We start from the raw sequence: 24,754 nt of genomic DNA, 5'->3' as shown, positions 1-24,754 counted from the left end.
CAAGCCGTTCATTCCCTTGCGCGGGTTGCGCAGCATCCGCTGCACCCATGCGGTCAGTACGTCTTGTACGGCAGGAACTTGCCCGACAACACCACCTTCACGCGGTCGCCCTTCGGGTCGGCCTGCCGGTCGATGTCCATGCTGAAGTCGATCGCGCTCATGATGCCGTCGCCGAATTCCTCGTGGATGAGTTCCTTGATGGTGGTGCCGTAGACGTTGACGATCTCGTACCAGCGATAGATCAGCGGGTCGGTCGGCACCGCGCTCGGCAGCGAGCCCTTGTAGGGCACCACTTGCAGCCACTTCTGCTCTTCGGCGGTGAGCCCGAAGATCTTGCCGATGACCTTGGCCTGGGCAGCGTCGAGCGTCATCTGGCCGAGACAGGCGGCGGTGGTCCACTCCTTCGAGAGGCCGACCTTCTTGGCCACGTCGGCCCACTGGATGCCCTTGGCCACCTTCACGGTGATGATCTTCTCGGTAACGTCGTTGCGGTTCATGCGGGGTTTGCTCCTGTTGTGGTGAATGTCTGAGGGGATGAAACGGTCAGGTCGCCTTCGCTCGCGTGACGAGGAAGTCGACGATGTGGTTGCGCAGCGCGTAGTAGCCGTCCAGGTGGTGCAGCCCGGCGCGGGTGCGCTCGCGCGGCAGCGGGTTCGCCACGCTCTCGGCGATGTTGCCGGGCAGGTAGCCGCTGGAGGTCTCGCTGCCGTTGCGCATCAGCAGGATGCGGTCGGCGAGAAGAATCGCTTCGTCCACGTCGTGCGTGATCATGAAGACGGTCTGCTGCGTCTGGCGCACGATGCGCATCAGCTCGTCCTGGATGGTACCGCGCGTCAATGCATCGAGCGCGCCGAAGGGTTCGTCGAGCAGCAGCATGCGCGGCTGGATCGCGAAGGCGCGCGCGATGCCCACGCGCTGTTTCATGCCGCCGGACAGTTGCGACGGCTTCTTGTCGATGGCGGCGCCCAGGCCGACCAGCTCGACGAAGCGCACCACCTGCTGGTCGACCTGCTTGCGCGACCAGTCGGGCCAGCGCGATTCGACCGCGAAGGCGATGTTCTTGCGCACCGTCAGCCACGGCATGAGGGCGTGGCTCTGGAACACCACGCCGCGCGTGAGGCTCGGGCCGACGATCTCCCGGCCATCCATGAAGGCATGGCCGCCGGTGGCGGTGTCGAGGCCCGCCAGCACGTTGAGGATGGTCGTCTTGCCGCAGCCGGAGTGGCCGATGATGCAGACGAACTCGCCGCGCTGCATGGTGAAGGAGACATCGGCGAACACCGGCTTGGCCGGCACGTAGGCCTTGGCCAGGCCCTCGACCCGCAACAGCGTCGCGCCAGGGTCGGTGGGGGGAACGGGCGGCACAGGTGGAGTGGGCGGCATGGCCATCCTTTGGGGAGAGAAGTCACTCCACATACGTCACCTTCCGCTGCAGCCCTGCGAAGGCCAGGTCGAGCAGCATGCCCACCACGCCGATCAGCAGGATCGCGAAGATCACGTTCGTGAGCGACAGGTTGTTCCACTCGTTCCACACGAAGTAGCCGATGCCCGTGCCGCCGACCAGCATCTCGGCCGCGACGATCACCAGCCAGGCGATGCCCATGCTGATGCGCATGCCGGTGAGGATGGTGGGCGCGGCGGCCGGCAGGATCACGCGGAAGGCGCGGCGCAGCGGCTTCACCTCGAGCGTGCTGGCCACGGCGAGCCACTCGCGCTTGACCGAGGCCACGCCGAAGGCCGTGTTCAGCAGCATCGGCCAGACCGAGCAGATGAAGATCACGAAGATGCCGCTCGTCGACGAGTCCTTGATGGTGTAGAGCGCCAGCGGCATCCACGCCAGCGGCGAGATCGGCTTGAGCACCTGGATGAAGGGGTCGAAGGCCTTGTGCAGCAGCGGCGACATGCCGATGACGAAGCCCAGCGGCACCGCCACCAGGCAGGCCAGCAGGAAGCCCAGCCCGACGCGGCCGAGCGACCACGCGAGCTGGATCGCGATGCCCTTGTCGTTGGGGCCGTTGTCGTAGAACGGGTTCGACAGCTGGCGCCACGCGGTCGCGCCCATCTCGGCCGGCGTCGGGAAACCCGAGGCCTTGGCCTGGCCGCCCGGCTCGGGGTTCTTGCCAAGCATCTTCTGGTACTCGATCTGCTCGGCCGTCAGCGTGGGCTGCGCGGCCACCGACGCGGTCGTCATCGTCGCCGCCTGCCAGATGCCGAGAAACACGAGCAGCAACAGCAGCGACAGCAGGCCGGCCTTGAGGTTGAGCGAGGTGCGCATGGCCCGCCCCTCAGGCCGCCATCTTGTTGATCGCGAAGCTCTTCACGTACTCGTCAGGCTTCGTCGGGTCGAACACCTTGCCCATGATCGTGAACTTCGGGTACGCGCCCTCGGGCGGCGTCTGCCCGATCTCCTTCATGCGCTTCTTGGCGTCGGTCAGCAGGAAGACCTTTTCCGCGATCTGCTTGTAGTCGACGTCGCCCTTCACGTAGCCCCAGCGCTTCATCTGCGTGAGCATCCAGACGGCCATCGACTGCCACGGGATCGGATCGAAGTCGGCGCGGTCGGGCACGGTCTTGATGTTGCCCAGGCCGTCGGCGAAGCGGCCGGTGAGCACCTGCGTGAGCACGGTTTCGGGCTGGTTCAGGTACTGCGCCGGCGCGATCACCTTGGCGATGAGTTCCCGGTTCTCGGGCTTGCGCGCCATGGCGGACGCGGTGAGCACCGCGCGGTAGAGCGCCGCGAAGGTGTTGGGGTTCTTCTGGATGAACTCGGTCGAACTGCCGAAGGCGCAGCACGGGTGGCCGTTCCAGATCTCCTTGGTCAGGATATGGATGAAGCCCACCTCCTCGAACACCGCGCGCTGGTTGAACGGGTCGGGGCCCAGGTAGCCGTCGATGTTGCCGGCACGCAGGTTCGCCACCATCTCGGCCGGCGGCACCACGCGGATCTGGATGTCGGTGTCGGGGTTCAGGCCCGCTTCTGCCACGTAGTAGCGCAGCAGGAAGTTGTGCATGCTGTACTCGAAGGGCACCGCGAACTTGAAGCCCTTCCACAGCTTCGGGTCGCGCTTGTCCTTGTGCTTGTTGGCGAGCGTGATCGCCTGGCCGTTGGTGTTCTGGATGGTCGCGACGTTCATCGGCGTCGCGTTGGAGCCGGCGCCCATCGAAATGGCCAGCGGCATCGGCGACAGGAAGTGCGTCGCGTCGTACTCCTTGTTGAGCATCTTGTCGCGAATCAGCGCCCAGCCGGCCGTCTTCACCACCTCGACGTTCAGGCCCTGTTCCTTGTAGAAGCCCAGGGGGTGCGCCATGATCAGCGGCGTGGCGCAGGTGATCGGGATGAAGCCGATCTTCAGGTCCTTCTTCTCGAGCGGCGCCTTCTCCTGGGCCATGGCCTGCATCGCGCCGAGCGGGAACACCGAGGCGATGGCGGCACGCGCCGTGTTGGCGCCCACCGCGCGCAGGAAATTGCGGCGCACGCTGTCGACCGGGAACAGCGCCTTGATCAGGCTGGCTTCCAGCTTGTCGTCCGACAGGGCCATCGCGCTCGCATGCTGGTCGGGTGCATGGTCCTGGCCGCAGGCACAGCGCAGCATCAAAGGCCGGTCGGCGTCATACGGGTCGTTCGCTGTCGATTCAGGCAGTCGGGACATGGGCGGCACCTCGTTGAAAAGATGCAGACGCATTGCAAGGTGCGGGCCGGTTCCGGGCCCGCGCAGCGCCCGTGCATGAAATCGCGCAGCGCAGATCGATGCCTTGTAGTGCTGGCCCTACAAGGCGGTCATCGCTACCCGTGTTTTCAGGTGGCCGGTGCCGATTTGCCGTGCCGCTCGGCATACAGCGCGAGCTCGACATCGTTCTTCGCGCCGGTCTTCTCGAGGATGCGCGCCCGGTAGGTGCTCACCGTGTTCGGCGCCAGGCCGAGCTGCGCACCGATTTCGCTCACGCTGTGCCCCGCCGTGAGCAGCCGGAAGACCTGGTGCTCCCGGTGGGACAGCGCTTCCGTCGCCGACACCTTGCTGACGGCCGCCGCCAGCGCCTCCGCCGTGGCCGCCGACACGTAGATGCCACCGGCCGCCGCCTTGCGCACCGCCGCCACCATCGCGTCGGCATCGGCGCTCTTGTTGAGGTAGCCGGCCGCGCCCAGCTTGATGCAGCGCACCGCGTACTGGCGCTCCGGATAGGTCGAGAGCATCAGCACCGGCAGCGCCGGCCAGGCGGCGCGCAAGGCCTGCAGCACGTCGAGGCCATCGCGTTCGGGCAGGGCGATGTCCAGCAGCACCACGTCGACGCCCTCCCCACCCTGCAGCGACGCGACGCGCTCGATCACCTCGGGGCCGGTCTGCGCCTCGGCACAGACGACGATCTCCGGCGCGCCATTCGACAGGTCGCCCAGCACCTGTTTCAGGCCCTCGCGCACGATGCGATGGTCGTCGCCGATGAGGACGCGGATGGGGGGTGTCATGAGGTCAATGCGAGGTCGAAAGCGGAAGACGGAGCCGGAATGTACTGCCCTGCCCCGGCTGGCTCGCGATCTCGATGCTGCCACCGAAATGCAGCGCCCGCTCCCGCATCCCGCGCACGCCGTACGAGGTCGGCGCGCCGAAGGCCTGCGGCGCGGCGCCGATGCCGTCGTCCTTCACGCGCAGTTCGAGCACGCCGTCGTCGGCGCGGATGCGGATGTCGACGCGGCCTGCGCGCGCATGGCGGCCGACATTGCTCAGCATCTCCTGGAAGATGCGGAACACCGCCATCGCCGCCGGTTCGGGCAGTTCGAGCGTGTCGTCGACCTGCAGGTCCCAGCCGAGGTCGAGCTCGGCCGACTGCACGAACTCGTGCGCCTGCCATTCGAGCGCGGCCCACAGGCCCTGGTGGTCGAGGATGCTCGGGCGCAGGTCGGTGATGATGCGGCCGACGTTGTCGACCGCGCGTTCGATGAGCGCGCTCATGTTGTCGCACTTTCCGCGCATCTGCTGGCGCATCGCCTGTGCCGCATCGGCATCGCGCGACTGTTGCTCGCCCAGGCGCTTGCCGATCCAGTTGACGTCCATCTTGAGCGCGACCAGGAGGCTGCCGAGTTCGTCGTGCACCTCGCGGGCGATGCGGGTGCGCTCTTCCTCGCGCACAGAATCCATGTACGCCGACAGCTCACGGACTTGCTGCAGCGCGGCGCTGAGTTCGGCGGTGCGCTCCGTCACACGCAGCTCGAGCTGGTCGCGCGACTGCTGCAATGCGGCGGCCGCGCGCTTGCGTTCGGTGATGTCGACGAAGGCGATCACGGCACCGCGCACGGTGTCGCCATCGACGATCGGGTGGCTCGAATACTCCACCGCGAACGACGTGCCGTCGCGCCGCCAGAACACCTCCGTGTCGATGCGGCACGGCAGGCCGCGGCGGAAGGCGTTGAAGATGGGGCAATCGGTGTCGGGGTAGTGCGAGCCGTCGGCATGCGAGTGGTGCGTCAGCTCGTGCATGTTGTGGCCGAGCACCTCGGCCGCGGGCCAGCCGAGCAGCTGCGCGCCGGCCCGGTTGATGAACATGCAGTGGCCATCGAGGTCGATGCCGAAGATGCCCTCGCCGGTCGATTCGAGCAGCAGGCTCAGCTGATGCCGCCACAGCGGATCGACGCCGGCATCGGCCGCGCTGGGCAGGGTCAGGGCCTGGTCGTGCATGCCAACGGTGCATGCAACGGCCGTGCCACCGCCGGCCGGTTCACAGCAGGTCTTCGGGCAGCAGCTTGAGCAACAGCCAGTTCTTGAAGTCGCCGACCCAGCTGGCGCCGGGTTCGTCCTTGGTCATCGTGCGCGTGCCGTCGGCGTCGTGCTCGACCCAGCCGACGCCGTCGCGGCTGTCGTCGAGCTGAAGTTCGTAGGCGCCCATCGCCCGCAGCGGGGTCAGCCGGCTGAACTGTTCGACCAGGGCGGGGCTCTCGATCAGGATGCCGACTTCCGTGTTCAGGCGGGCCGAACGGCCGTCGAGGTTCATGGAGCCGATGAACATGCGCCGCTGGTCGACCAGCGCGATCTTCGCGTGCAGCCGGCCGGACGAACTGCTGAAATCGCCCAGCGTCCGTTGCCGCGGCAGGAGCTTGGCGCTCAGTTCGAACAACCGGATGCCCGCCTTCAGCATGCGGACGCGGTAGCGCGCGTAGCCGGCATACACCAGCGACTCGTCGGTCGCGTCGAGCGAGTTGGTCAGCACGATCATCTCGACGCCCCGTTCCACGCCGGCCTTCATCTGGGCCAGACCCACTTCGCCGGGAATGAAATAGGGCGAGACCATGATCACCTGCTTCTGCGCGCCCTGCAGCATCGCGATGGTGCGCTGCGTCACGCTGTCGGCGTAGCTCGCCTCCGGATCGTCCATGGCGATCTTCTTCGGGATGTCCGACACCGCCCGGCCGTCACCCGGCGTCTGCAAGAGGCGCCCGGCCTGCAACTGTTGCGCGATGGGCGGATGGCCCAGCACATCGACATCGCGCTCGCGCGGCGGTTCGACCGTGCCGGCCAGTTGGTCGTGCAGCCAGGCGCGCACGGATTCGCTGTCGGGCGGCACGGTGGACAGCTCGGCGACCGGGCGCACCTGCCGGCTGTTCCAGAAGTCGTCGAAGGTCGCCGACAGCTCGGACACCACCGGCCCGGTCGCCAGCACGTCCATGTCGATGAAGTTGGCCACTTCGCTACGCATGAAGTACTCGTCGGCGATGTTGCGGCCACCGACGATGGCCATGCTGTTGTCGGCCACGAACAGCTTGTTGTGCATGCGCCGGTTGATACGCCGCAGGTCGAACAACGACAACCCCACCCGCAGCCCCAGCGGCCCGGCCCGCACGGCCAGCGGATTGAAGAGCCGCAGCTCGAAGTTCGGCTGCGAGGCCAGCGCCGCGAAGAGTTCGTCCTTGCCCGCCGTGTAGAAGTCGTCGACCAGCAGGCGCACGCGCACACCGCGGCGGGCGGCTTGTAGCAGGGCGTCCAAAAACAGCGTGCCGGAGGCGTCCTTCTGAAGGATGTAGTACTGCGCGTCGATCGTCTTCTGCGCGCGCCGCGCCAGCGCCAGCCGTGCATTGAGCGCCGTCGGCCCCTCGGGCATCAGCTGGAAGCCGGACAGGCCGGGTGCCGCGCCCTGCCCGCTGGCCGCCGCGACACGGCCCAGCGGCGTGTCGGCCACATCGATCGGCGCCGTCGTCTCGGCCCGCGGCTGCGGCGGAGGCAGGCTCGCGCAGGCGCCCAGAAAGAGTGCCACGCACACCAGCATCGCCCTCACCATGATCGAACAGCCCTCACGCATGGCGCGAACTGTAGCCGGCTCCGGCGCGTTCTGCTGGCGCTGCAGCGGACGCTACAGGCCCAGGTCGCTCAGGCTCGCATGGTCATCGGGGCGGCGCCCCAGCGGCCAGTGGAAAAGTCGGTCGCGCTCGGCGATCGGCAGGTCGTTGATGCTGGCGAAGCGGCGCTGCATCAGGCCTTGCGGGTTGAACTCCCAGTTCTCGTTGCCGTAGCTTCGGAACCAGTGGCCCGAGTCGTCGCGCCACTCGTAGGCGAAGCGCACCGCGATGCGGTTGTCCGCGAAGGCCCACAGTTCCTTGATGAGGCGGTAGTCCAGCTCGCGCGCCCACTTGCGCTGAAGGAAGGTGCGCACCGCCTCGCGGCCGACCGGGAATTCGGCGCGGTTTCGCCACACCGTGTCCTCGGTGTAGACGCCGGCGACGCGGTCGGGGTCGCGCGAATTCCAGGCGTCTTCGGCGCCGCGCACCTTCTGGATGGCGCTCTCACGCGTGAACGGGGGAATGGGCGGGCGGGTTTCCATGGCGGCTCCTGAGTGGCGGGGTTCGGTCGGCGGTATCTGCATCATGTAGACCAGTCTGTCTACATGCGCAGCGCGAATCTATCAGGCATAGACAGGTCTGTCTACAATCGAGCGACATGGAAGCAGCCCCCCTCTCCGCACGCGACCGCATCCTCGGCACGGCACACGACCTCTTCTACCGCGATGGCATCCGGGCCACCGGCATCGACCGGCTCATCGCCGAGTCGGGCGTGACGAAGGTGACCTTCTACCGGCACTTCCCGAGCAAGAACGAATTGGTGCGGGCCTTCCTCGATCTGCGCCATGCGCGCTGGATGGCCTGGTTCGTTGATGCGCTGGGCCGGCGCGGCGCCGACACGCCGGCGGCCGATGGCAGCGGCCTTCTGCTGCTCGCCGACGTGCTGCAGGAATGGATCGACATGCCGGTCTTCCGCGGCTGCGCCTTCATCAACACGGTGGTCGAGATCGCCGATGCCCTGCCCGAAGCGGTCGGCATCTCGCGTGCGCACAAGGACGAGATGACGGACGTCATCCTGCAGCTGCTGCCGACAGGCCCCCGCCGCGAGGCGCTGGCCCAGGGCGCCGCCCTCGCCTTCGACGGCGCCATCGTGCGGGCGCAGATGGCGGCCGACGCGAATGAACGCCGCGCCGCGGCGGAGACCTTGCGAGGCGTGCTCCGCGCGCTGGTGGCCGCGCCGCCCTAGGGCACGGCGCGCCGGGGCCCGATCAGAGCCGCTCGGCCACCCAGCCCTGCACCGAGGCCAGCGCGGCAGGCAAGCCGCTCGCGTCGGTGCCGCCGGCCATCGCCATGTCGGGCTTGCCGCCGCCCTTGCCGCCGACCTGCTGGGCGACGAAGTTGACGAGTTCGCCCGCCTTCACCTTGCCCATCGCGTCGGCGGTGACGCCTGCCGCGATCTGCACCTTGGCGCCGTCGACAGCGGCCAGCACGATGGCCGCGCTCTTGAGCTTGTCCTTGAGCTTGTCCATGGTGTCGCGCAGCGTCTTGGCGTCGGCGCCGTCGAGCTGGGCGACGAGCACCTTCACGCCCTTGATGTCGATCGCCTGCGCGAGCAGTTCGTCGCCCTTGGACGACGCCAGCTTGCCCTTGAGCGAACCGACCTCGCGTTCCAACGCGCGCACCTGGTCGAGCACCTGGCCGAGCCGGCCCTGCACGTCGGCCGTCGGCGTCTTGAGCGTGGCGGCCACGCTCTGCACCGTCGACTCCAGGCCTTGCAGGTAGCTCAGCACGTTGATGCCGGTGATGGCCTCGATACGGCGCACGCCCGCGGCCACGCCGCCTTCGCTGGTGATCTTGAACAGGCCGATGTCGCCGGTGCGCTGCACGTGCGTGCCGCCGCAGAGCTCGCGGCTGGAGCCGATGTCGAGCACCCGCACGCTCTCGCCGTACTTCTCGCCGAACAGCATCATGGCGCCGGTCTTCTGGGCCGACTCCATGTCCATCACGCGCGCCTGCGTCGGCGCATTGGCCAGGATCTCGGCGTTCACGCGCTTCTCGATCTCGAGGATCTGGTCGTGCGTGACCGCGGCGTTGTGCGCGAAGTCGAAGCGCGTCTTGTCGGCATCGACCAGCGAGCCCTTCTGCTGCACGTGCGTGCCCAGCACCTCGCGCAAGGCCTTGTGCATCAGGTGGGTCACGCTGTGGTTGCGCATGGTCGCCGCGCGGCGCTCGCCGTCGACCGCGGCCTTGACGGTGTCGCCCACCTTGAGCGTGCCCTGCGTCTGCGTGCCGTGGTGGCCGAACACGTCGGCCTTGATCTTCTGCGTGTCCTCCACGCCGAACTGCACGCCCTCGGCGCTGAGGAAGCCCTGGTCGCCGACCTGGCCGCCGCTCTCGGCATAGAAAGGCGTGGTGTCGAGCACCACGATGCCGGGCTGGCCTTCCTTCAGTTCGTTGACCGAGGCGCCTTCGAAGTACAGGGCCTGCACCTTCGCCGTCTCTTCGAGGTGCTCGTAGCCGGTGAAGGTGTTGCCCGCGCCGGCGTACTCGACGTTGCGGTCCATCTTGAACTTGCCGGCGGCACGGCCCGCCGCCTTCTGCTTTTCCATGGCGGCATTGAAGCCCGCTTCGTCGATGCCCACACCGCGTTCGCGGCAGACGTCGGCCGACAGATCGAGCGGAAAGCCGAAGGTGTCGTGCAGCTTGAAGGCGACCTCGCCCGGCAGCACCTTGGCGCCGCCGGCCAGCGCCGCGTCCAGGATCTCCATGCCGTTGGCCAGCGTCTCGAAGAAGCGCTCTTCCTCGGCCTTGAGCGTGTCGGTGACGTGCTTCTGGTCAGCCACCAGCTTCGGGTAGGCCTCGCCCATCAGCGCGACCAGGTCGGGCACCAGCTTGTGGAAGAAGGGCTTCTTCTGGCCCAGCTTGTAGCCGTGGCGGATGGCGCGGCGGATGATGCGGCGCTGCACGTAGCCGCGGCCTTCGTTCGACGGAATCACGCCGTCGGCCACCAGGAAGGCGGTCGCGCGGATGTGGTCGGCGATCACGCGCAGGCTGCTGTTGGCCAGGTCCTTCTCGCCGGTCTCGCGCGCAGCGGCCTTGATGAGCGCGTCGAAGATGTCGATCTCGTAGTTGCTGTGCACGTGCTGCAGGATGGCGGCCAGGCGCTCCAGGCCCATACCGGTGTCGACGCAGGGGGCGGGCAGCTTCTTGACCGAGCCGTCGGGCTGCATGTCGAACTGCATGAACACGTTGTTCCAGATCTCGATGTAGCGGTCGCCGTCCTCGTCGGGGCTGCCGGGCGGGCCGCCGGCGATCTCGGGGCCGTGGTCGTAGAAGATCTCGCTGCACGGGCCGCAGGGGCCGGTGTCCGCCATCATCCAGAAGTTGTCGGACATGTAGCGGCCGCCCTTGTTGTCGCCGATGCGCACCACGCGCTCGGGCGGCAGGCCGATGTCCTTGGTCCAGATGTCGTAGGCCTCGTCGTCCTCGATGTAGACGGTGGCCCAGAGCTTCTCGGCCGGCAGCTTGTAGACCTGCGTCAGCAGTTCCCAGGCCCACATCAGCGACTCACGCTTGAAGTAGTCGCCGAAGCTCCAGTTGCCCAGCATCTCGAAGAAGGTGTGGTGGCGCGCGGTGTAGCCCACGTTCTCCAGGTCGTTGTGCTTGCCGCCGGCGCGCAGGCACGCCTGGACCGAGGTGGCGCGCACGTAGGGGCGCTTGTCCTCGCCGAGGAACACGTCCTTGAACTGGACCATCCCCGAGTTGGTGAACATCAGCGTCGGGTCGTTGCCCGGCACCAGCGGGCTGGACGGCACGACCGTGTGGCCCTTCGAGGCGAAGAAGTCGAGGAAGGTCTTGCGGATGTCCGCGACCGTGAAGGTGGGCTGGCTCATGGGATGGGAAATGGCTCGCAAGGGGGCTCGCACAGCGGAACGATGCACCCGCTAACTGCTTGATTTGATTGGCCTATCGATTATAGGTTTGGGCGGGTTCCGGCCCTGCCGGCCCGCGTGATGCACCCGGGCGGGCGGGCCCATCGCCCCGTGCGTGTGCATGGCGCCTCGATCCGGTGCCGCCAGGCGACGCCGACGACCCCGAAAGGCCATCCAAGCCCCCGATCAAGCATGTCCAGCGCTGGCACGCAATCTGCTAATACCCTGAACGGATATTTCTGATATCTCGCTAATATATTTAAAGAGTCGATCGGGCGCAGGTCCGGACGGCCGCCCTTTTCTCTCCCAACCTCATCCTCAGGAGCATCGAATGAGCAATCCCCGCTGGCAAGGCATCTTCCCCGCCGTCACCACCAAGTTCCACGCCGACGAGAGCATCGACGCCGAAGGCACGGCCCGGCACATCGACTTCCAGATCCGCAACGGCATCCACGGCCTGGTGACTTGCGGCTCGCTGGGCGAAGCCAGCACGCTGAGCCTCGAAGAGAAGCTGCAGGTCGCCAAGATCGCCCTCGAAGCCGCCGACGGCCGCATCCCGGTGCTGGCCAACGTGTCGGAAACCAGCACCCGCGAGGCGCTGCGCTACATCGACGGCGGCAACAAGGTGGGTGTGGCCGGCTACATGGTGATGCCTTCGGTCATCTACGTGGCCGATGCGCGCGAGGCGATGGCCAACGTGCGCGCCATGGCCAAGGCGGCGCAGAAGCCGCTGATGGTCTACAACAACCCGGTCGCCTACCGCGTCGACCTCAAGCCCGAGCACATGCTGGAACTGGCCGACTGCGAATGGCTCGTCGCCGTCAAGGAAAGCACGGACAACATCCGCCGCATCACCGACCTGCGCAACCTGCTGGGCGACCGCTACCAGATCTTCTGCGGCGTGGACGACCTGGCCTACGAAGCGATGGCGCTCGGCGCCGACGGCCTGCTGGCCGGCGTGGGCTGCGCGTTCCCGCGCGAAACCGTGGCGCTGTACGACCTGATGAAGGCCGGCCAGTTCGCCGAGGCGCTGAAGCTCTACCAGTGGATGACGCCCATGCTGCATCTGGACGTGTCGACCAAGCTGGTGCAGAACCTGAAGCTCATCGACCTGCTGGTCGGCGTGGGCACCGAGCACATGCGCCGCCCGCGCCTTCCGCTGATCGGCGAGGAACGCGCCTTCATCGAAGGCGTGGTCAAGAAGGCACTGGCCACGCGCCCGGCCAAGTACCAGTCGGTCGCCTGAGCCCACGCCGAGTCACCCCGTCACCAGGCCCACACAACATGCAAGAAAAAGCCAACGGACCGGCGGGCGTCACCCGCTGGGTGCTCGACGCGTCGGACGGCGTGCTGCGCTGCGAACGCCATCTGCTCACCGGCCTCATGGGCCTGCTCATCGTGCTGGTCATGCTGAACGTGGTGACGCGCTACGGCGGCATTCCGCTGTACTGGGTCGACGAGGCCTCGGTGTACTGCGTGGTCTGGCTGACTTTCATCGGCGCCTCGGCCATGACACGGCTGCGGCTCGATTTCGCGGTCACGCTCCTGACCGACAAGCTGGGCGCCAGGGCCGTGCGCATCGCCAAGGCCGCGGCCTCGGGCGGCGTGCTGGCGCTCGGCCTGGCGCTGCTCGCGATGTGCTGGATCTACATGGACCCGGTGGGCCTCGCGCGCTACGGCTTCGATGCGAAGGAGTTCGCCGCGGAGTCCTTCAACTTCCTCTACACCGAGCGCACGCAGACACTCAACTGGCCGGTCTGGGCGATCCAGCTGATCCTGCCGATCTTCTCGGTGACGTTGAGCGTGCATGCGCTGTCGAACCTGATCGAAGACCTCGGCCTGCAGCCCAAGCGCAGCCATGCCGAATTCAACATCGCCAACGCGGACGTGGTGAACTGACATGCTGACCACCGGATTCTTCCTCCTCATCATGCTGGTCGGCGTGCCAATCGGCGCCTGCCTCTGTTTGTCGGGCATCGTCTTCATCCTGAACTCGGGCGACACGGTGCTGTTCCAGTCCTTCCCGACACAGATGTTCGGCGGGGTCGACAGCTACAGCCTCATCGCGATTCCGCTGTTCATCCTCATCGGCGAGATCATGAACGGCGGGGGCATCACCAAGCGGCTGGTGGACCTCGCGCTGGCCTTCATCGGCTCGGTCAAGGGCGGCCTCGCCTACGTGAACATCCTGGCGAACATGCTGGTGTCGTCGATCATCGGCTCGGCCACGGCGCAGGTCGCGATCATGAGCCAGATCATGGTGCCGGAGATGGAGAAGCAGGGCTACGACAAGACCTTCGCCGCCGGCCTCACGGTGTACGGCGGCATGCTCGGCCCGATCATCCCGCCCTCGGTGATGTTCGTGGTCTACAGCGTGCTCGCGCAGGTGGCGGTGGGCGACATGCTCATCGCCGGGATCATCCCCGGCGTGATCCTCACGGTGCTGTTCTTCATCGTGATCGCCTGCATGGGCCTGATCTACAACTACCCGCGCACCGAGAAGCGCACGCTCAAGCAGCGGCTGCACACCGTGATCACCGCCTGCCCCACGCTGCTGATCCCGATCGTGATCGTCGGCTCCATCCTCGGCGGCTTCGCGAACCCGACCGAAGCGGCGGCCGTCGGCGCCGTGGCCGCGGTGCTGGTGGGCCGCTACGTGACGAAGGAATTCCGCTACGGGATGATTCCTCAGATCCTGCTCAAGTCGGCCATCTACTCGGCCGTGGTGCTGTTCCTGGTGGCAGCGGCTGCGGTGTTCTCGTGGCTGCTCATCTACGGCAAGGTGCCACAGGCCACCGCCGCGTGGATCCAGACCGTGGCAAAGGACCCGGTCACCTTCCTCCTGCTGACCAACGTGATCCTGCTGGTGATCGGCACCGTGATCGACGGCATCCCCGGCCTGATCATGACGGTGCCCATCCTGCTGCCCATCGCCACCGACATCTACGGCATCGACCCGCGCCACTTCGGCGTGGTGGTGGTGATCAACCTGGTGCTCGGCCTCATGACGCCGCCCGTCGGGCTGAGCTTCTTCGTGGCCTCGGCCGTCACCGGCGCCAAGCCCGGAAAGATGTTCATCGTCACGATGCCCTTCTTCCTCATCTGCTGCGTGGCGCTGGTGATCCTGTCGCTGTTCCCGAGCCTGTCGCTCGCCCTCTTGAAGTAGTTCTTCGCGCCCTTCCTTTCCACCTCAACCGGAGCTTCGCATGTCCCTCTCCCGTCGCCAGTTCGTCCAGGCCGCGGCCGGCACCGCCGCCTCGTCCGCCCTCTTCTCGCCGATGGTGCGCGCCGCCACGGCCAAGGAATTCCGCCTGGGCCTGATCACCCCGGCCGGCCACTCGTGGAACCGCGCCGCGGTGGCCTTCGGCGAGTCGCTCAAGAAGGCGACCGACGGCCGCCTGAGCGTCACCGTCTTCCATTCGGGCCAGCTCGGCAACGAGTCGGCCATGATGCAGCAGCTGCAGTCGGGCGCGCTCGACATGGGCTGGATCCAGGCCGCCGAGCTGGGCTCGCGCGTTTCCAGCGTGGCCGCTATCAACGCGCCCTACCTGGTGCGCTCGACCACCAACGTCGCATCCCTGGTGCGCACGCCCGCCGCGCTGAAGCTGCTCGACGTGCTGCCGCGCGAGACCGGCACCGTCGGCCTGGGCTGGGGCATCACCGGCATGCGCGTGGTGTTCGCGACCAAGGACATCTCGACGCCGACCGACCTGAAGGGCATGAAGCTGCGCATCAACCCGACGCCGGTCTACCGCGACTTCTATCAGATGCTCGGCGCCGCACCGACGCCCATCCCCACGCCGGCCGTGTTCGATGCGATGTCGAACGGCCAGGTCGACGGGCTGGAAGCCGACATCGAGTTCTCGTGGAACGCGCGCTTCGACAAGGTGGCCAAGGTCATGCTGCCGATGAACGCGCTGTTCATGCCCTTCGCGCCGCTGGTGTCGGGCCGCATCTGGCAGACGCTGGACGCCAAGGACAAGGCGCTGATCACCGACCTGGTGAAGCAGTCGCTCGACGCGCAGATCAAGGAGATCGTGACGACGGAACTCGGTCTGATCGACAAGTTCAAGGCCACCAACCTCGTGATCAAGAACGACACGGCCTTCAACCCCGCGCCGCTGATCGCCGAGTTCGACAAGATCTGGCTGCCCAAGGCGCCGGCCATCGCCGAGCTGCGCAAGATCGGCGCCACGCTCTGAGCCCCGCCGACGCGGGCGCGCCCTCCCGTCGGCGATGGGAGAATGCGCCCGCCCGGTGCCCTTTCGCGAAACCTCACCCACGATGCCTGCTGCAGTTACGTCTTCCCCGGGTGGTGCGCCCCGGCGCCGCGCCGCCGACATGGCCTACGACGCGATCGAAACGCTCATCGTCACTTTGCAGCTGGAGCCCGGCAGCCCGGTGGTCGAAGCCGAGATCGCCGAACGCACCGGCCTCGGCCGCACCCCCGTGCGCGAAGCGCTGCTGCGCATGACCTCGGTCGGGCTGATCGACCAGCAGCCGCGGCGGGGCCTGCTGGTGTCGGGCATCGACCTGGCCGACCACCTCGACGTGGTCCAGACGCGGCGCGTGCTCGAAACGCTCATCGCGTCCTGTTCGGCGCGCCGTGCCACGGCGGCGGAGCGCAAGGACATCGTGCGTTGCGCCGAGAAGATGGTGAAGGCCGCCGCGCGCGGCCACCTCGACGACTACATGGCGGCCGACCACGAGCTCGACCGCGTCAACCACCGGGCCAGCCGCAACCAGTCGGCCGTGATGGGCGTCGCACCGCTCATCGTGCAGTGCCGGCGCTTCTGGTACGCCTACCAGCACGAGGGCGACATCGTCGAGGCCGCCGACGCGCACATGGAACTGGCCCAGGGCATCGCCACCGGCGACGAAGCCGCGGCCGTGGCCGGCGCCAACCGGCTGCTCGACTACCTGGAACGCTTCGCGCGGCGGGTTATCGACAACTGAGCGACAACTGAGGCCGGCGCGTCGCCGTCACGCCATGCGGTGCTTGCGCTTGACCATGTAGATGATCGCGCGCTTCTTCAGCCAGTAAAAGGCGCCGGGAAAGTGCGACTCGATGAAGAACACCAGCCTGTTCTTCGGCTTCTTCAGGTCCTTCGGCTTGAACATGTAGGCGCGGTTGACCTTCTCGGTGGGCAGGTCGAAGGTGCGCGTCTGTAGCTGCAGGAACTTCTTCTTGTTCGGGATCGCATGGCAGGTGATGGACGAGCGCGAGTGCGTCGCGTCCTGGCTGTCGAGCGAGCCGTGGATGGTCCACGCATTCCAGAACAGCACGTCGCCCTGGTTCAGCACGGGCGCGCGGATCGGCAGCTTGTCTTCCTTGATCTTCTTGACCACCGAGAGGATGTAGCCCTCGTGGTTCTCGGCGATGTTGTTGTACAGCGCATGGTCGTCGAGCTTGATCTTGTGCGAGCCGGGGCAGATGAAGAAGCGCCCCGCCTTCGGCGAGATGTCTTCCACCGCGATCCAGGCGGCGGCCATCTCGCCGATGGTTTCCGAGTCGAGGTAGTAGCTGTCCTGGTGCTCCCAGGTCGCCGAGTTGCCCTCGAAATACATCGACTGGACGATCTTCGGCGTGTCCTCCAGCAGGCTCTCGAAAGCGCCGGCCAGGCGCTCGTCGCCCAGGATGCTGGTGGTGGCGTAGGAGCGGAACTGCGGGAAGTTGCCCGGATCGACGCTCTGGAGGTTCAGGATTGGATTCATGATCCAACCCTTGTCGTTCTTCTCGTGCCGCTCGACCTTGGCCGTGGCCTGGCGATACATGAAGCCGTCGAAGGGCTTGACCTCCGTCTCCCACAGCTGGCGGATCTTGCTGCACTGCTCGCGCGTCAGCAGGCCCTTGACGATCGCGTAACCGTTCTCGCGGTAGTAGTTGCGGAACCCCTCGACGTCGTCGACGGAGAATTTTTCCGACGGATCTTCCGCCTCCGTTTCGGGCACGGACACGGCCAGGCCCCGCGGTGTTTTCAGTTCAATCACGATGCGCCCTCGATGGTTGTTGTTGGACTCGGAACGCCTGGCTCCTCGCGGTCTGAGGGGCCAAGGTCGTCGGTCACGTGTCGGAACGACGGTAATCCGACGGGCGTTTATATGCCATCGGAACCGCAAAGTGAAGAGAAAAGTTCACACTTGTTGCCCGGCTGGCAACGGTTAGCCTAGTTAGAATCCGCGCCCGCTGCGGGGGAGTAGTTCAATGGCACAACTGTCCATATTGCCCGCGCAAACGTAAGCCGTTGATTTACAACGGCTTCTTCGTTTTCCGAAACCGAAACTACAGGTCGCAACTGACACTTCGGTCTGACCCACCTAATTTAACGCGGGTGGGGTCGGAGCACGCGGCAGGTTCGCGGCGGGGTGGATTTGACTTTTCCTTTTTTCTTGTTAGTTGTGTTCATCACTACCGACAGGCAAGGATGAACCAGAAACTCCAGGACTTCTACAACCACTTCAACACGGCCGTTCTCACCACGAACGACTTCGCCGAAGGCACCCGCTACCGTAAGCGCGCGAAGGTCGACCAGTTCGCCTATTGCGGGCTGAATCCGATGTACAGGCCCTACCTGAGCCTGGACTTGGACTTCCCCGGTGCCGCACGTCGTTTTGAAGAGCTGCATGTGCCCGTGCCGACCATCGTCACCACCAACCGGGCGAATGGGCACTGCCACTACCTCTATCGTCTCGTCACGCCTGTCGCGTACCACGGCAAGGCCAGAAGCCAGACCCAGGACTACTTTGAGGCCCTGCAAGATGAGATGACCCGGCGCCTCGGTGCCGATGCAACCTTCACCCACACCCTCACAAAAAACCCGCTGCATGACCGCTGGATCGCGGAAACGTTCCCACCCGAATACCACCTGAGCGACGTCGCCTAGTACCTTGACTTGCAGCCCCGGAAAACCGCCGTTCGCCTACGCGGCGATGAGACCTCACGAGGCTGCAACCACGAACTCTTCAACACCTTGCGTGTTACGGGCCTACGGCGCCGTCCATAGCTACAGTAGCGAAGAAACCTGGTTGCCCATCATCCAACAGCAGTCCTCGGCCGTCCTCGCACCTGTGACAACTACGCTGCGGCGTGCTGCTTCCGGTCTCGGGCCGCCTGATTCGCGGAGCCGACCATGGCACACGACCTCTTCTCATCTCTCGATCGTTCACTACGTTCTACGCTGACACTTCGGCATTGCTGGTGCGCGATGTCGCAGGCAGCTACCGTCCGGCAGGCGATGATCAAATCCTGAAGGCTGCTCCATGCCTGCTGGCAAGCCGGGTGCACGGCACCGATAAGCTGCCGTCCCCGCAGATGGTCAAGGACTTCCTCAAATTCCGGCTGGCAGGGTTGGAGCATGAGGTGTTCGCGGTCCTGCACTTGGACTTGCAGCATCGGGTCGTAGAGGACGTGGAGATGTTCCGGGGCACGGTCAGCCAGACATCGGTCTATCCACGCGAGGTGGTCAAGGACGCGCTGAAGCTCAACACTCAGCGGTCACCTTCGTGCACAACCATCCTTCGGGCAGTGCGGAGCCGTCACGGGCGTACGAGATGCTGACTCAAACGCTGAAGTCGGCGCTGGCGCTGGTGGATGTCCGGATGATCGACCACATCATCGTGGCGGGGTGCTTAACGCTGTCCATGGCGGAGCGGGGGCTGCTGTGACGGCGGGGCCTTCGGACTGTTTGCCAAGGCCTCCAAACAACCTTCACCCGTGGGTGAACGACCGAAATTCAGACTAGCTACACTCGCTGCGATACCGGCTACACGCATCGTTTGCGCTGCTCGGCTCCATTTTACAGACGCTTCCTTGACCAAACGTAAACCATCTCCAGAACAACTCTTCGTCGCGACGGACGACCCCGCCCAAACTGAGTGGCATGGGGCTTCGTCTCAGGGCGCCCAGTGGAGCGTTTATCAAGGCTCCTCCGAAGAGATCTTGGGCAAATTGCCGGCCGCGAGCGTGCACTGCGTGGTGACTTCTCCTCCCTATTACTGGTTGCGCGACTACGGCGTGGACGGTCAGATCGGTCTAGAAGAAACGGTGGCAGGCTATGTGGACTCTCTGTGCCGCGTTATGGATGGAATTAAGCGCGTGCTAAGACAGGATGGCCTTCTGTTTGTCAACTTGGGGGATACCTATTACTCCGGCAAAGGTAAGTCTCACGGCACGGACAGGAAGAGTGGAAAGCGGCGTTTTGGGCTAAGGGCCGTTGACAAGAGCGGCGGCCTTGGTATCAACCTTCAGCGAAAATCCGCCATCGGGATTCCTTGGCGCGTCGCATTAGAGATGGCAGGCCGTGGCTGGGTCTTACGCAGCCCCATCATTTGGCATCGCGAAAATTGCCTTCCGGAGTCAGTTGCAGATCGGCCAACTAGGAGTTATGAGAATCTTTTCATGTTCGCTCAGAACAGAAAGTACTTCTTTAACAAGCAGCCCCTAATCGATCAAAAAGTCGAAGAAGACATGTGGACCATTGCTGCGCGCCCTCGTGGCAATGGCCTCGACACCGCCCCTTTTCCAGATGACCTCGTCAGGCGCTGCCTTGAAATTGGCTGTCCCGAAGGCGGGGTCGTATTGGATCCGTTTCTTGGAAGCGGAACTACGGCGCGGGTCGCCGTTGCAATGGGAAGGCCAGCCATCGGAATTGATCTGAACCGGGAATTTTGCGTTTATTCTGCGAATCAATTGCGCCAATTGTAACGATGTACTTCACCCCAAAACAGATTGTACAGTCTATTCAGGCGCTTGCTGGGGTTCACTCCTTCCACGGGATCACGTTCGTCGCTTGCAAGATTGCGGGCTTGCCTGTGGGAAAAGAGACGGTGTTTCCGCTCGATGCGCATACAGATTCTTTTTTGAAGCAGCATCATCGCCTTGACCCGGGATCAGACTGGTTCTTTCAGCCGTTCAAGTCAGCCGACCGTGAGAAAAAATGGGTACGGCCCGACTATTCCGCGAAAGGACTTCAGTCGGTTAACACGCGAAGCTTCCTCGGAGCGTTCATACACCCTCATAATTCTCGCATTTGGTCTTGGGCTGAAGACTATGTTTCGTTTCTTGCTAGCAAGCTTCCTAAGGGCCAGCGCATTCCTGCCTTTGATCTCGCCGTTTGGCTATATCGGGAACGGGACTGGCCGGAGGACGCAGTGCTCGACGATGTCGTTACGACATTCGTTCAGGACTACTCAATAACGTCTTCCGAGCTTGCGAGCCTTTTTGACCCGGTTGTTCCCCTCGAACGCATCGAGGAAGTGTTTCAGGACGATGTTTCCACTTGGGAAGACTTGCGTGAACTTCTCCCTGCGCCCCCTGACGCTCGGCCGGACGAGGGCGGCACTCTATCTTATCTTGCTACTAAAGGGCTTGGGCCTGCTCATGAATTTATATTGCAGCCGGCTGATCGCCTTAGTTTGATAACTGGGGATAACGGCTTAGGAAAGTCATTTTTGCTAGAAGCCGCTTGGTGGGCGCTTACCGGGACTTGGGCCGGGCGACCGTCCTATCCCAATCCCGGGCGAAAGAATTCGGACGTTGCCATTGCGTTTGCCATTTCCGGAGAAAAAGCAAAAGCTACTAAAAAGACCATTGCCTTTGACTGGAAAACCCTAAGTTGGCCGATGCCAAAGGAACGGCCCACCATAGCAGGACTGATAGTGTATGCGCGCGTCGATGGGTCGTTTGCTGTGTGGGACCCTGCGCGCCAGTCGTTGCCAAGCAATCACTCCCTCAAAGAGGGGAAAACGGTTTTTTCTAGCAAGGAAGTTTGGGACGGCTTGCCCGGGCGTATTGAAGGCTTGGTAAGAGATTGGGTTAGGTGGCAAAGTAATCCACAAGGAGAACAGTTCAAGAGTTTTGAACTAGTGCTTGCCAAGCTGTCACCGCCTGATCTAGGTAGGCTTCGGCCCGGACCAACTGTGCGAATTCCAGATGATCCTCGCGATATTCCCACCCTTATCCATCCGTATGGCGAAACCCCTATCGTCTATGCGTCCGCTGGTGTACGGCGTATCGTGACTTTAGCCTACTTAATAGTTTGGGCTTGGCATGAGCATTTGATCGCTGCTGACATGGCGCAGGCAGCCCCTCAGCGACGCATGGTGGTTCTTGTTGATGAGTTGGAGGCTCATCTGCATCCAAAATGGCAGCGGTCATTCTTGCCGGCGCTTATGGAATTGAGTGGTTTACTTGCCCCGACTCTAAAGGCGCAATACATAGTAGCCACGCACTCACCTTTAGTAATGGCTTCATCGGAAAGCGTCTTTGACGCAACGACTGACAAGTTGTTTCACCTTGATTTGGAAGTGAGTCAAGAGGTGTCGCTAAAAGAGGTTGAGTACGTTGCGTTCGGCGATGTCTCTTCGTGGCTCACCTCCCCCGTTTTCGAGTTGCGCCACGCACGGTCGAATGAGGGTGAGAGTGCGATTGAAGCTGCAAAATCGATTCAATTGAAAGGCACAGGGACCGCAAGCGAAATTCGAGCCGTCCACGAGCGACTTAAGCTGCACATTGCTTCGGATGACCGCTTTTGGCCGCGCTGGGTGGCGTTTGCAGAGCGGTTTGGAGTCGCAGATTGATTCCGGTCAGACCACAACCCGAACCGCATAATTTTCATGTAAAAGTTCGGCAACCTGGCGCTGCGTTTCTGGCAGTGACGCCAAATCCGACGCATGCGCAGTTCAGCAAGGCCGGGTTCTGGAAAAATGCTGCACAGGAAGTTTACGAGGCATACAGCCGGGTGTGTGCGTACACGTGCAGATATTTGGATGTGCCTAATGGCTCTATCGATCATTTTCGAAGTAAATCGGCTTTTCCGCAGCAAGCCTATGAATGGAGCAATTTCCGGCTATGCATGCACCGTGTTAATGGTCACAAGGGAATCCAAGAAGTTATAGATCCATTTTCGGTCAAGCCAGGATGGTTCGTAATTGATTTTCCAAGCTGCCTAGTCCGCCCAGGTGATGGATTGGATGATGAGACGCGGGATAGAGTCATGGCGACGATTGCCGCCCTTAAACTCAATGATGACGATTCATTTGTTCAGGACCGTTGCGATGTCATGTACATGTTCGCGCAAGGTGAAGTGGCACTGGGGTACCTTACAAAACGACGTCCATTTTTAGCCCAAGAGGTTGTGAGGCAAGGAATTGAAGAAAGTGCGGCCGACCTCTTCAAGATGCCGTCATAGGTTGTTAGATGCTTGGACACGAGCGCACAGGTGTTCCAGCCAAGGCTGCAAGATAGTCTAAATACCTCAAAGATCCGTCGCAGGTTTAGCGCCCAACCATTGAGCCGGACCGCACATCCCCAGATCACACCATTCGTCGGAAACAGTTTGCCGGCATTTGCATTCCCGTCGTCATTTGCTTGAATGAAATCAGGGAGTGAGAGAATAGGAATGAACAAGCAAAGTCAACCTATCCGCCGACTGCGAACAGGTCCTTGATGGGGTTCCCCCATACCCCTCTCGGCGCCCCCCGCTGGCGCTCAACAGTGCAACGGCACGGCACAACAACAAAAAGAAAGGACGCCGCCATCTACACCATCACCATACCGCCCGCCGACCATCACGAGGTCGCCGACACCGTCATTAAGCAACAGGCCGGACAGGCTGGGCAGCAACACCTGCACACTCGCCGCGTAAAAACCAGGGTCTCGTCCGACGAGCACGCTACCATCTGCGCCCGCGCCTTGTCGTAGGGCTTCGGCAGCATCGCCCAGTATGTCCGTCAGCAGGTCGTCCACCGGAGTGACGCCGACTCACCGTTCAACAAGCAGCACATCTTGCTGGCCTGCCAGGCCGACTCAACGACATCGCTAGCCATATGAACCAGATCGCCCGTCACCTGGGGGCCATACACTCTTCACGCTCCTACGCGTCGAGCGCAGCTTGGACAGAGCAGAGTATTTTTTTTGCGAGCATTGTGTTAGCAGCACCGTGCAACTCTGGTGTTGGCACGTACTCTTTCTCAAGCCACTCAACTTGATACTTGGCGCTTAATGAGGCGACGGCCTCAACAGTCCTGCCTCTAGTTCGCGTAGCGCAAACAATCACTTCACACCCTTCCCGAACGAACCGAGCAAGGCTTGCAAACAACCTGCTATTCGGGTCGCCCTGACTTTCAATTCCGATTTTCATCCCATCGACCGTGACGATGACGGTAATGTCGTTGCCTACGAAAATCTCCTCGGCATGCGCGGCGGGGTGCTGATGCATCAAAAGCTCGTAGAACTTCTTGATGGAACTGCTTTTTCCATGATTGGCCGCACCTCGGACTGCCACTAGTTTTTTCATCTCTTCTCCTTTGCTGATCGGTGTCATCAGTTCGCCGCCTGTCGTTCACGTTTCCGGCCACAGACGACGAATCGACGATGCTGGGACCACCTCTGATTACCGCCGGGTGTCCACGCTATGCAAGCATTCGGGCACTGATTTGAGAAATCACCTCGTTGATGTCGTCCAGATAGCCCAGATCTTTGTGGTGCGGGAACGCTTCGTTGAGCTTAAGGAGGATTGGCTTCGCTACAGTGTCCTCCTTCATGAACGCAACGAGTCCCTGCGGCTCACCGATCAATTTGAGCGCGAGCGCCAACCCAATGCCCCTGGTGAACCCACTTACCGCAACGGCGATGTTCTGCTTCGAGTTTGGATGCGTTGGATGCATTCCGCCGTACATATCAAGTAGCGCTTTCCACGCTACAGTGTTTTGATAAGCCTGCACTGGCGCGTATTCCTGAAATTCCTCTTTCGACAGCTTTGCGCTCAGAGTCAACAAGCACAGAAGCTGCGACACGCTGGTGAGCAAGGCTCCAAGTGCCACATAGAACTGCTCTTTGGTGCCATGCTTGATCAAGTAACTGAACTGCGCGTGATACGCGCACATCTCGGGCCCGATCGAATTCCAGTCAATCCAGAACCGGTAGTCGGTCGGCCTCTGCTGTCGACGAATGGTCGTGTGCATCGCGTGCCCGAGCTCGTGGACAATCAGTTCGACAGGTGAGCAGAACACAGAAGGTAGAAAGACAGCCCCTTCTGCGATGCCGCAAGACATGAAGAAGCCTTCGACGCTTTCCGTTTGGGGTACCTGCGAAAGCTTCACTGGCACCGTAGAAACGTCGAACCCATAGTGGTGCTGAACAAACTCCCGAGCCTGGCAAATGTGCTCAGCAGTGACAGGCTTATCCCGGAATGTGCTACCACCTGCGAACGCCTGATCAATAGCTTGCAGAGTTTCTGCTGACAGGGCCAGTCGTTGGTACTCCACGGGAAATGCAGCCCCGTCGGCGGGCTCCTTCGGGATCGCCTTCGTAGTCTCCATCAAAACATCGGCGTGTAGCACCCTCGCGCGATCGCGGCCTTCGAATGGACTGCAGCTTTGAAGAGTGGTTTCCAGAAGCAGCCGCTCTGCCCTGATCAATTGTGTTATCAGATCACTCAACGGGTCAATTCCATTTCAAGCTAGCCAAGACTATGGCGGGCGTCCCGGTTGCATTCTGACAATAGTCAAGGATTGCTCCTAGGAACCTGACTGATTCGGGCCCTAACCCTCTTTACAATCT

General features: G+C 63.3%; 23 protein-coding genes and 1 pseudogene. 11 read left to right on the top strand and 13 right to left on the bottom strand.

What is annotated here, in order from left to right; all coding sequences use genetic code 11:
* Positions 1–53 precede the first annotated feature (53 nt).
* The 8 genes from cynS to QTH86_RS02780 form a co-directional block, all read right to left on the bottom strand.
* The gene (cynS, locus tag QTH86_RS02815) at positions 54–497 is read right to left on the bottom strand and encodes a cyanase (protein WP_286646179.1); all 444 of its coding nucleotides are present in this window, start codon (positions 495–497) and stop codon (positions 54–56) included.
* Between the two features lie 46 nt (positions 498–543).
* Entirely contained in the window at positions 544–1,383 is an 840-nt protein-coding gene (locus QTH86_RS02810) for an ABC transporter ATP-binding protein (RefSeq protein WP_286646180.1), read from the bottom strand.
* A gap of 22 nt (positions 1,384–1,405) precedes the next feature.
* On the bottom strand, positions 1,406–2,275 hold the full coding sequence (gene ntrB, locus QTH86_RS02805; RefSeq protein WP_286646181.1) for a nitrate ABC transporter permease: 870 nt from the start codon (positions 2,273–2,275) through the stop codon (positions 1,406–1,408).
* Between the two features lie 10 nt (positions 2,276–2,285).
* A complete protein-coding gene (locus tag QTH86_RS02800) occupies positions 2,286–3,650 on the bottom strand; it encodes a CmpA/NrtA family ABC transporter substrate-binding protein (protein ID WP_286646182.1) in 1,365 nt (454 codons plus the stop codon).
* A gap of 146 nt (positions 3,651–3,796) precedes the next feature.
* Positions 3,797–4,462 carry a response regulator transcription factor gene (locus QTH86_RS02795; RefSeq protein ID WP_286646183.1) on the bottom strand — a complete coding sequence of 222 codons (666 nt, stop codon included), beginning with the start codon at positions 4,460–4,462 and terminating at the stop codon, positions 3,797–3,799.
* A gap of 4 nt (positions 4,463–4,466) precedes the next feature.
* Positions 4,467–5,669, bottom strand: a complete 1,203-nt coding sequence (locus QTH86_RS02790; RefSeq protein WP_286646184.1) for a sensor histidine kinase — start codon at positions 5,667–5,669, stop codon at positions 4,467–4,469.
* A gap of 40 nt (positions 5,670–5,709) precedes the next feature.
* Positions 5,710–7,284: a phospholipase D family protein gene (locus QTH86_RS02785; protein WP_286649374.1), complete on the bottom strand. Its 1,575-nt coding sequence runs from the start codon at positions 7,282–7,284 to the stop codon at positions 5,710–5,712.
* Positions 7,285–7,335: 51 nt separating this feature from the next.
* On the bottom strand, positions 7,336–7,803 hold the full coding sequence (locus QTH86_RS02780; RefSeq protein ID WP_286646186.1) for a nuclear transport factor 2 family protein: 468 nt from the start codon (positions 7,801–7,803) through the stop codon (positions 7,336–7,338).
* Between the two features lie 116 nt (positions 7,804–7,919).
* Here QTH86_RS02780 and QTH86_RS02775 point away from each other — a divergent pair, with 116 nt between their 5' ends.
* Positions 7,920–8,507: a TetR/AcrR family transcriptional regulator gene (locus QTH86_RS02775; protein WP_286646187.1), complete on the top strand. Its 588-nt coding sequence runs from the start codon at positions 7,920–7,922 to the stop codon at positions 8,505–8,507.
* A 22-nt stretch (positions 8,508–8,529) separates the two neighbouring features.
* On the opposite strand, the gene alaS is transcribed toward QTH86_RS02775, so the two are convergent.
* Positions 8,530–11,154, bottom strand: a complete 2,625-nt coding sequence (alaS, locus tag QTH86_RS02770) for an alanine--tRNA ligase (protein WP_286646188.1) — start codon at positions 11,152–11,154, stop codon at positions 8,530–8,532.
* A 370-nt stretch (positions 11,155–11,524) separates the two neighbouring features.
* Between alaS and QTH86_RS02765 the strand changes: the two genes are divergently transcribed.
* The 5 genes from QTH86_RS02765 (at position 11,525) to QTH86_RS02745 (ending at position 16,149) form a co-directional block, all read left to right on the top strand.
* The gene (locus tag QTH86_RS02765; RefSeq protein ID WP_286646189.1) at positions 11,525–12,439 is read left to right on the top strand and encodes a dihydrodipicolinate synthase family protein; all 915 of its coding nucleotides are present in this window, start codon (positions 11,525–11,527) and stop codon (positions 12,437–12,439) included.
* Between the two features lie 38 nt (positions 12,440–12,477).
* Positions 12,478–13,092, top strand: coding sequence for a TRAP transporter small permease (locus QTH86_RS02760; RefSeq protein ID WP_286646190.1), 615 nt, complete (start codon positions 12,478–12,480; stop codon positions 13,090–13,092).
* A 1-nt stretch (position 13,093) separates the two neighbouring features.
* Positions 13,094–14,359, top strand: a complete 1,266-nt coding sequence (locus QTH86_RS02755; RefSeq protein ID WP_286646191.1) for a TRAP transporter large permease — start codon at positions 13,094–13,096, stop codon at positions 14,357–14,359.
* 40 nt (positions 14,360–14,399) lie between these two features.
* On the top strand, positions 14,400–15,395 hold the full coding sequence (locus QTH86_RS02750; protein WP_286646192.1) for a TRAP transporter substrate-binding protein: 996 nt from the start codon (positions 14,400–14,402) through the stop codon (positions 15,393–15,395).
* 82 nt (positions 15,396–15,477) lie between these two features.
* The gene (locus tag QTH86_RS02745) at positions 15,478–16,149 is read left to right on the top strand and encodes a GntR family transcriptional regulator (protein ID WP_286646193.1); all 672 of its coding nucleotides are present in this window, start codon (positions 15,478–15,480) and stop codon (positions 16,147–16,149) included.
* 27 nt (positions 16,150–16,176) lie between these two features.
* Here QTH86_RS02745 and QTH86_RS02740 read toward each other — a convergent pair whose 3' ends face one another.
* Positions 16,177–17,184, bottom strand: coding sequence for a phytanoyl-CoA dioxygenase family protein (locus QTH86_RS02740; protein ID WP_286646194.1), 1,008 nt, complete (start codon positions 17,182–17,184; stop codon positions 16,177–16,179).
* Between the two features lie 434 nt (positions 17,185–17,618).
* Here QTH86_RS02740 and QTH86_RS02735 point away from each other — a divergent pair, with 434 nt between their 5' ends.
* From QTH86_RS02735 to QTH86_RS02715, 5 genes and pseudogenes are all read left to right on the top strand, one after another.
* Complete coding sequence (locus tag QTH86_RS02735; RefSeq protein ID WP_286646195.1) at positions 17,619–18,077, top strand: replication initiation protein; 459 nt, start codon at positions 17,619–17,621, stop codon at positions 18,075–18,077.
* A gap of 266 nt (positions 18,078–18,343) precedes the next feature.
* A pseudogene (locus QTH86_RS02730) lies at positions 18,344–18,858 on the top strand (JAB domain-containing protein).
* 145 nt (positions 18,859–19,003) lie between these two features.
* A complete protein-coding gene (locus tag QTH86_RS02725; RefSeq protein WP_286646197.1) occupies positions 19,004–19,897 on the top strand; it encodes a DNA-methyltransferase in 894 nt (297 codons plus the stop codon).
* Positions 19,898–19,899: 2 nt separating this feature from the next.
* A complete protein-coding gene (locus QTH86_RS02720) occupies positions 19,900–21,771 on the top strand; it encodes an AAA family ATPase (protein ID WP_286646198.1) in 1,872 nt (623 codons plus the stop codon).
* Entirely contained in the window at positions 21,768–22,382 is a 615-nt protein-coding gene (locus QTH86_RS02715; RefSeq protein ID WP_286646199.1) for an HNH endonuclease family protein, read from the top strand. The genes QTH86_RS02720 and QTH86_RS02715 overlap by 4 nt, the downstream gene beginning before the upstream one ends.
* A 299-nt stretch (positions 22,383–22,681) precedes the next feature.
* Here the strand turns inward: QTH86_RS02715 and QTH86_RS02710 are convergent, their stop codons facing one another.
* From QTH86_RS02710 to QTH86_RS02700, 3 genes are all read right to left on the bottom strand, one after another.
* Positions 22,682–22,939, bottom strand: a complete 258-nt coding sequence (locus QTH86_RS02710) for a hypothetical protein (protein ID WP_286646200.1) — start codon at positions 22,937–22,939, stop codon at positions 22,682–22,684.
* A 127-nt stretch (positions 22,940–23,066) separates the two neighbouring features.
* On the bottom strand, positions 23,067–23,516 hold the full coding sequence (locus tag QTH86_RS02705) for a hypothetical protein (RefSeq protein WP_286646201.1): 450 nt from the start codon (positions 23,514–23,516) through the stop codon (positions 23,067–23,069).
* Between the two features lie 88 nt (positions 23,517–23,604).
* Positions 23,605–24,633: a hypothetical protein gene (locus tag QTH86_RS02700; protein WP_286646202.1), complete on the bottom strand. Its 1,029-nt coding sequence runs from the start codon at positions 24,631–24,633 to the stop codon at positions 23,605–23,607.
* Positions 24,634–24,754 lie beyond the last annotated feature (121 nt).

The organism is Variovorax sp. J2L1-78, assembly GCF_030317205.1.
GTDB classification, from domain to species: domain Bacteria; phylum Pseudomonadota; class Gammaproteobacteria; order Burkholderiales; family Burkholderiaceae_C; genus Variovorax; species Variovorax arabinosiphilus.
The sequence above is the reverse complement of the archived record's forward strand: the minus strand, read 5'-3'. Positions and strand labels throughout refer to the sequence as shown.

Excerpts from the sequence above, each read along its gene's own strand:
- cynS (WP_286646179.1), bottom strand. The coding sequence starts at position 497 with ATGAACCGCAACGACGTTACCGAGAAGATCATCACCGTGAAGGTGGCC.
- QTH86_RS02810 (WP_286646180.1), bottom strand. The coding sequence starts at position 1,383 with ATGCCGCCCACTCCACCTGTGCCGCCCGTTCCCCCCACCGACCCTGGC.
- ntrB (WP_286646181.1), bottom strand. The coding sequence starts at position 2,275 with ATGCGCACCTCGCTCAACCTCAAGGCCGGCCTGCTGTCGCTGCTGTTG.
- QTH86_RS02800 (WP_286646182.1), bottom strand. The coding sequence starts at position 3,650 with ATGTCCCGACTGCCTGAATCGACAGCGAACGACCCGTATGACGCCGAC.
- QTH86_RS02795 (WP_286646183.1), bottom strand. The coding sequence starts at position 4,462 with ATGACACCCCCCATCCGCGTCCTCATCGGCGACGACCATCGCATCGTG.
- QTH86_RS02790 (WP_286646184.1), bottom strand. The coding sequence starts at position 5,669 with ATGCACGACCAGGCCCTGACCCTGCCCAGCGCGGCCGATGCCGGCGTC.
- QTH86_RS02785 (WP_286649374.1), bottom strand. The coding sequence starts at position 7,284 with ATGCGTGAGGGCTGTTCGATCATGGTGAGGGCGATGCTGGTGTGCGTG.
- QTH86_RS02780 (WP_286646186.1), bottom strand. The coding sequence starts at position 7,803 with ATGGAAACCCGCCCGCCCATTCCCCCGTTCACGCGTGAGAGCGCCATC.
- QTH86_RS02775 (WP_286646187.1), top strand. The coding sequence starts at position 7,920 with ATGGAAGCAGCCCCCCTCTCCGCACGCGACCGCATCCTCGGCACGGCA.
- alaS (WP_286646188.1), bottom strand. The coding sequence starts at position 11,154 with ATGAGCCAGCCCACCTTCACGGTCGCGGACATCCGCAAGACCTTCCTC.
- QTH86_RS02765 (WP_286646189.1), top strand. The coding sequence starts at position 11,525 with ATGAGCAATCCCCGCTGGCAAGGCATCTTCCCCGCCGTCACCACCAAG.
- QTH86_RS02760 (WP_286646190.1), top strand. The coding sequence starts at position 12,478 with ATGCAAGAAAAAGCCAACGGACCGGCGGGCGTCACCCGCTGGGTGCTC.
- QTH86_RS02755 (WP_286646191.1), top strand. The coding sequence starts at position 13,094 with ATGCTGACCACCGGATTCTTCCTCCTCATCATGCTGGTCGGCGTGCCA.
- QTH86_RS02750 (WP_286646192.1), top strand. The coding sequence starts at position 14,400 with ATGTCCCTCTCCCGTCGCCAGTTCGTCCAGGCCGCGGCCGGCACCGCC.
- QTH86_RS02745 (WP_286646193.1), top strand. The coding sequence starts at position 15,478 with ATGCCTGCTGCAGTTACGTCTTCCCCGGGTGGTGCGCCCCGGCGCCGC.
- QTH86_RS02735 (WP_286646195.1), top strand. The coding sequence starts at position 17,619 with ATGAACCAGAAACTCCAGGACTTCTACAACCACTTCAACACGGCCGTT.
- QTH86_RS02720 (WP_286646198.1), top strand. The coding sequence starts at position 19,900 with ATGTACTTCACCCCAAAACAGATTGTACAGTCTATTCAGGCGCTTGCT.
- QTH86_RS02705 (WP_286646201.1), bottom strand. The coding sequence starts at position 23,516 with ATGACACCGATCAGCAAAGGAGAAGAGATGAAAAAACTAGTGGCAGTC.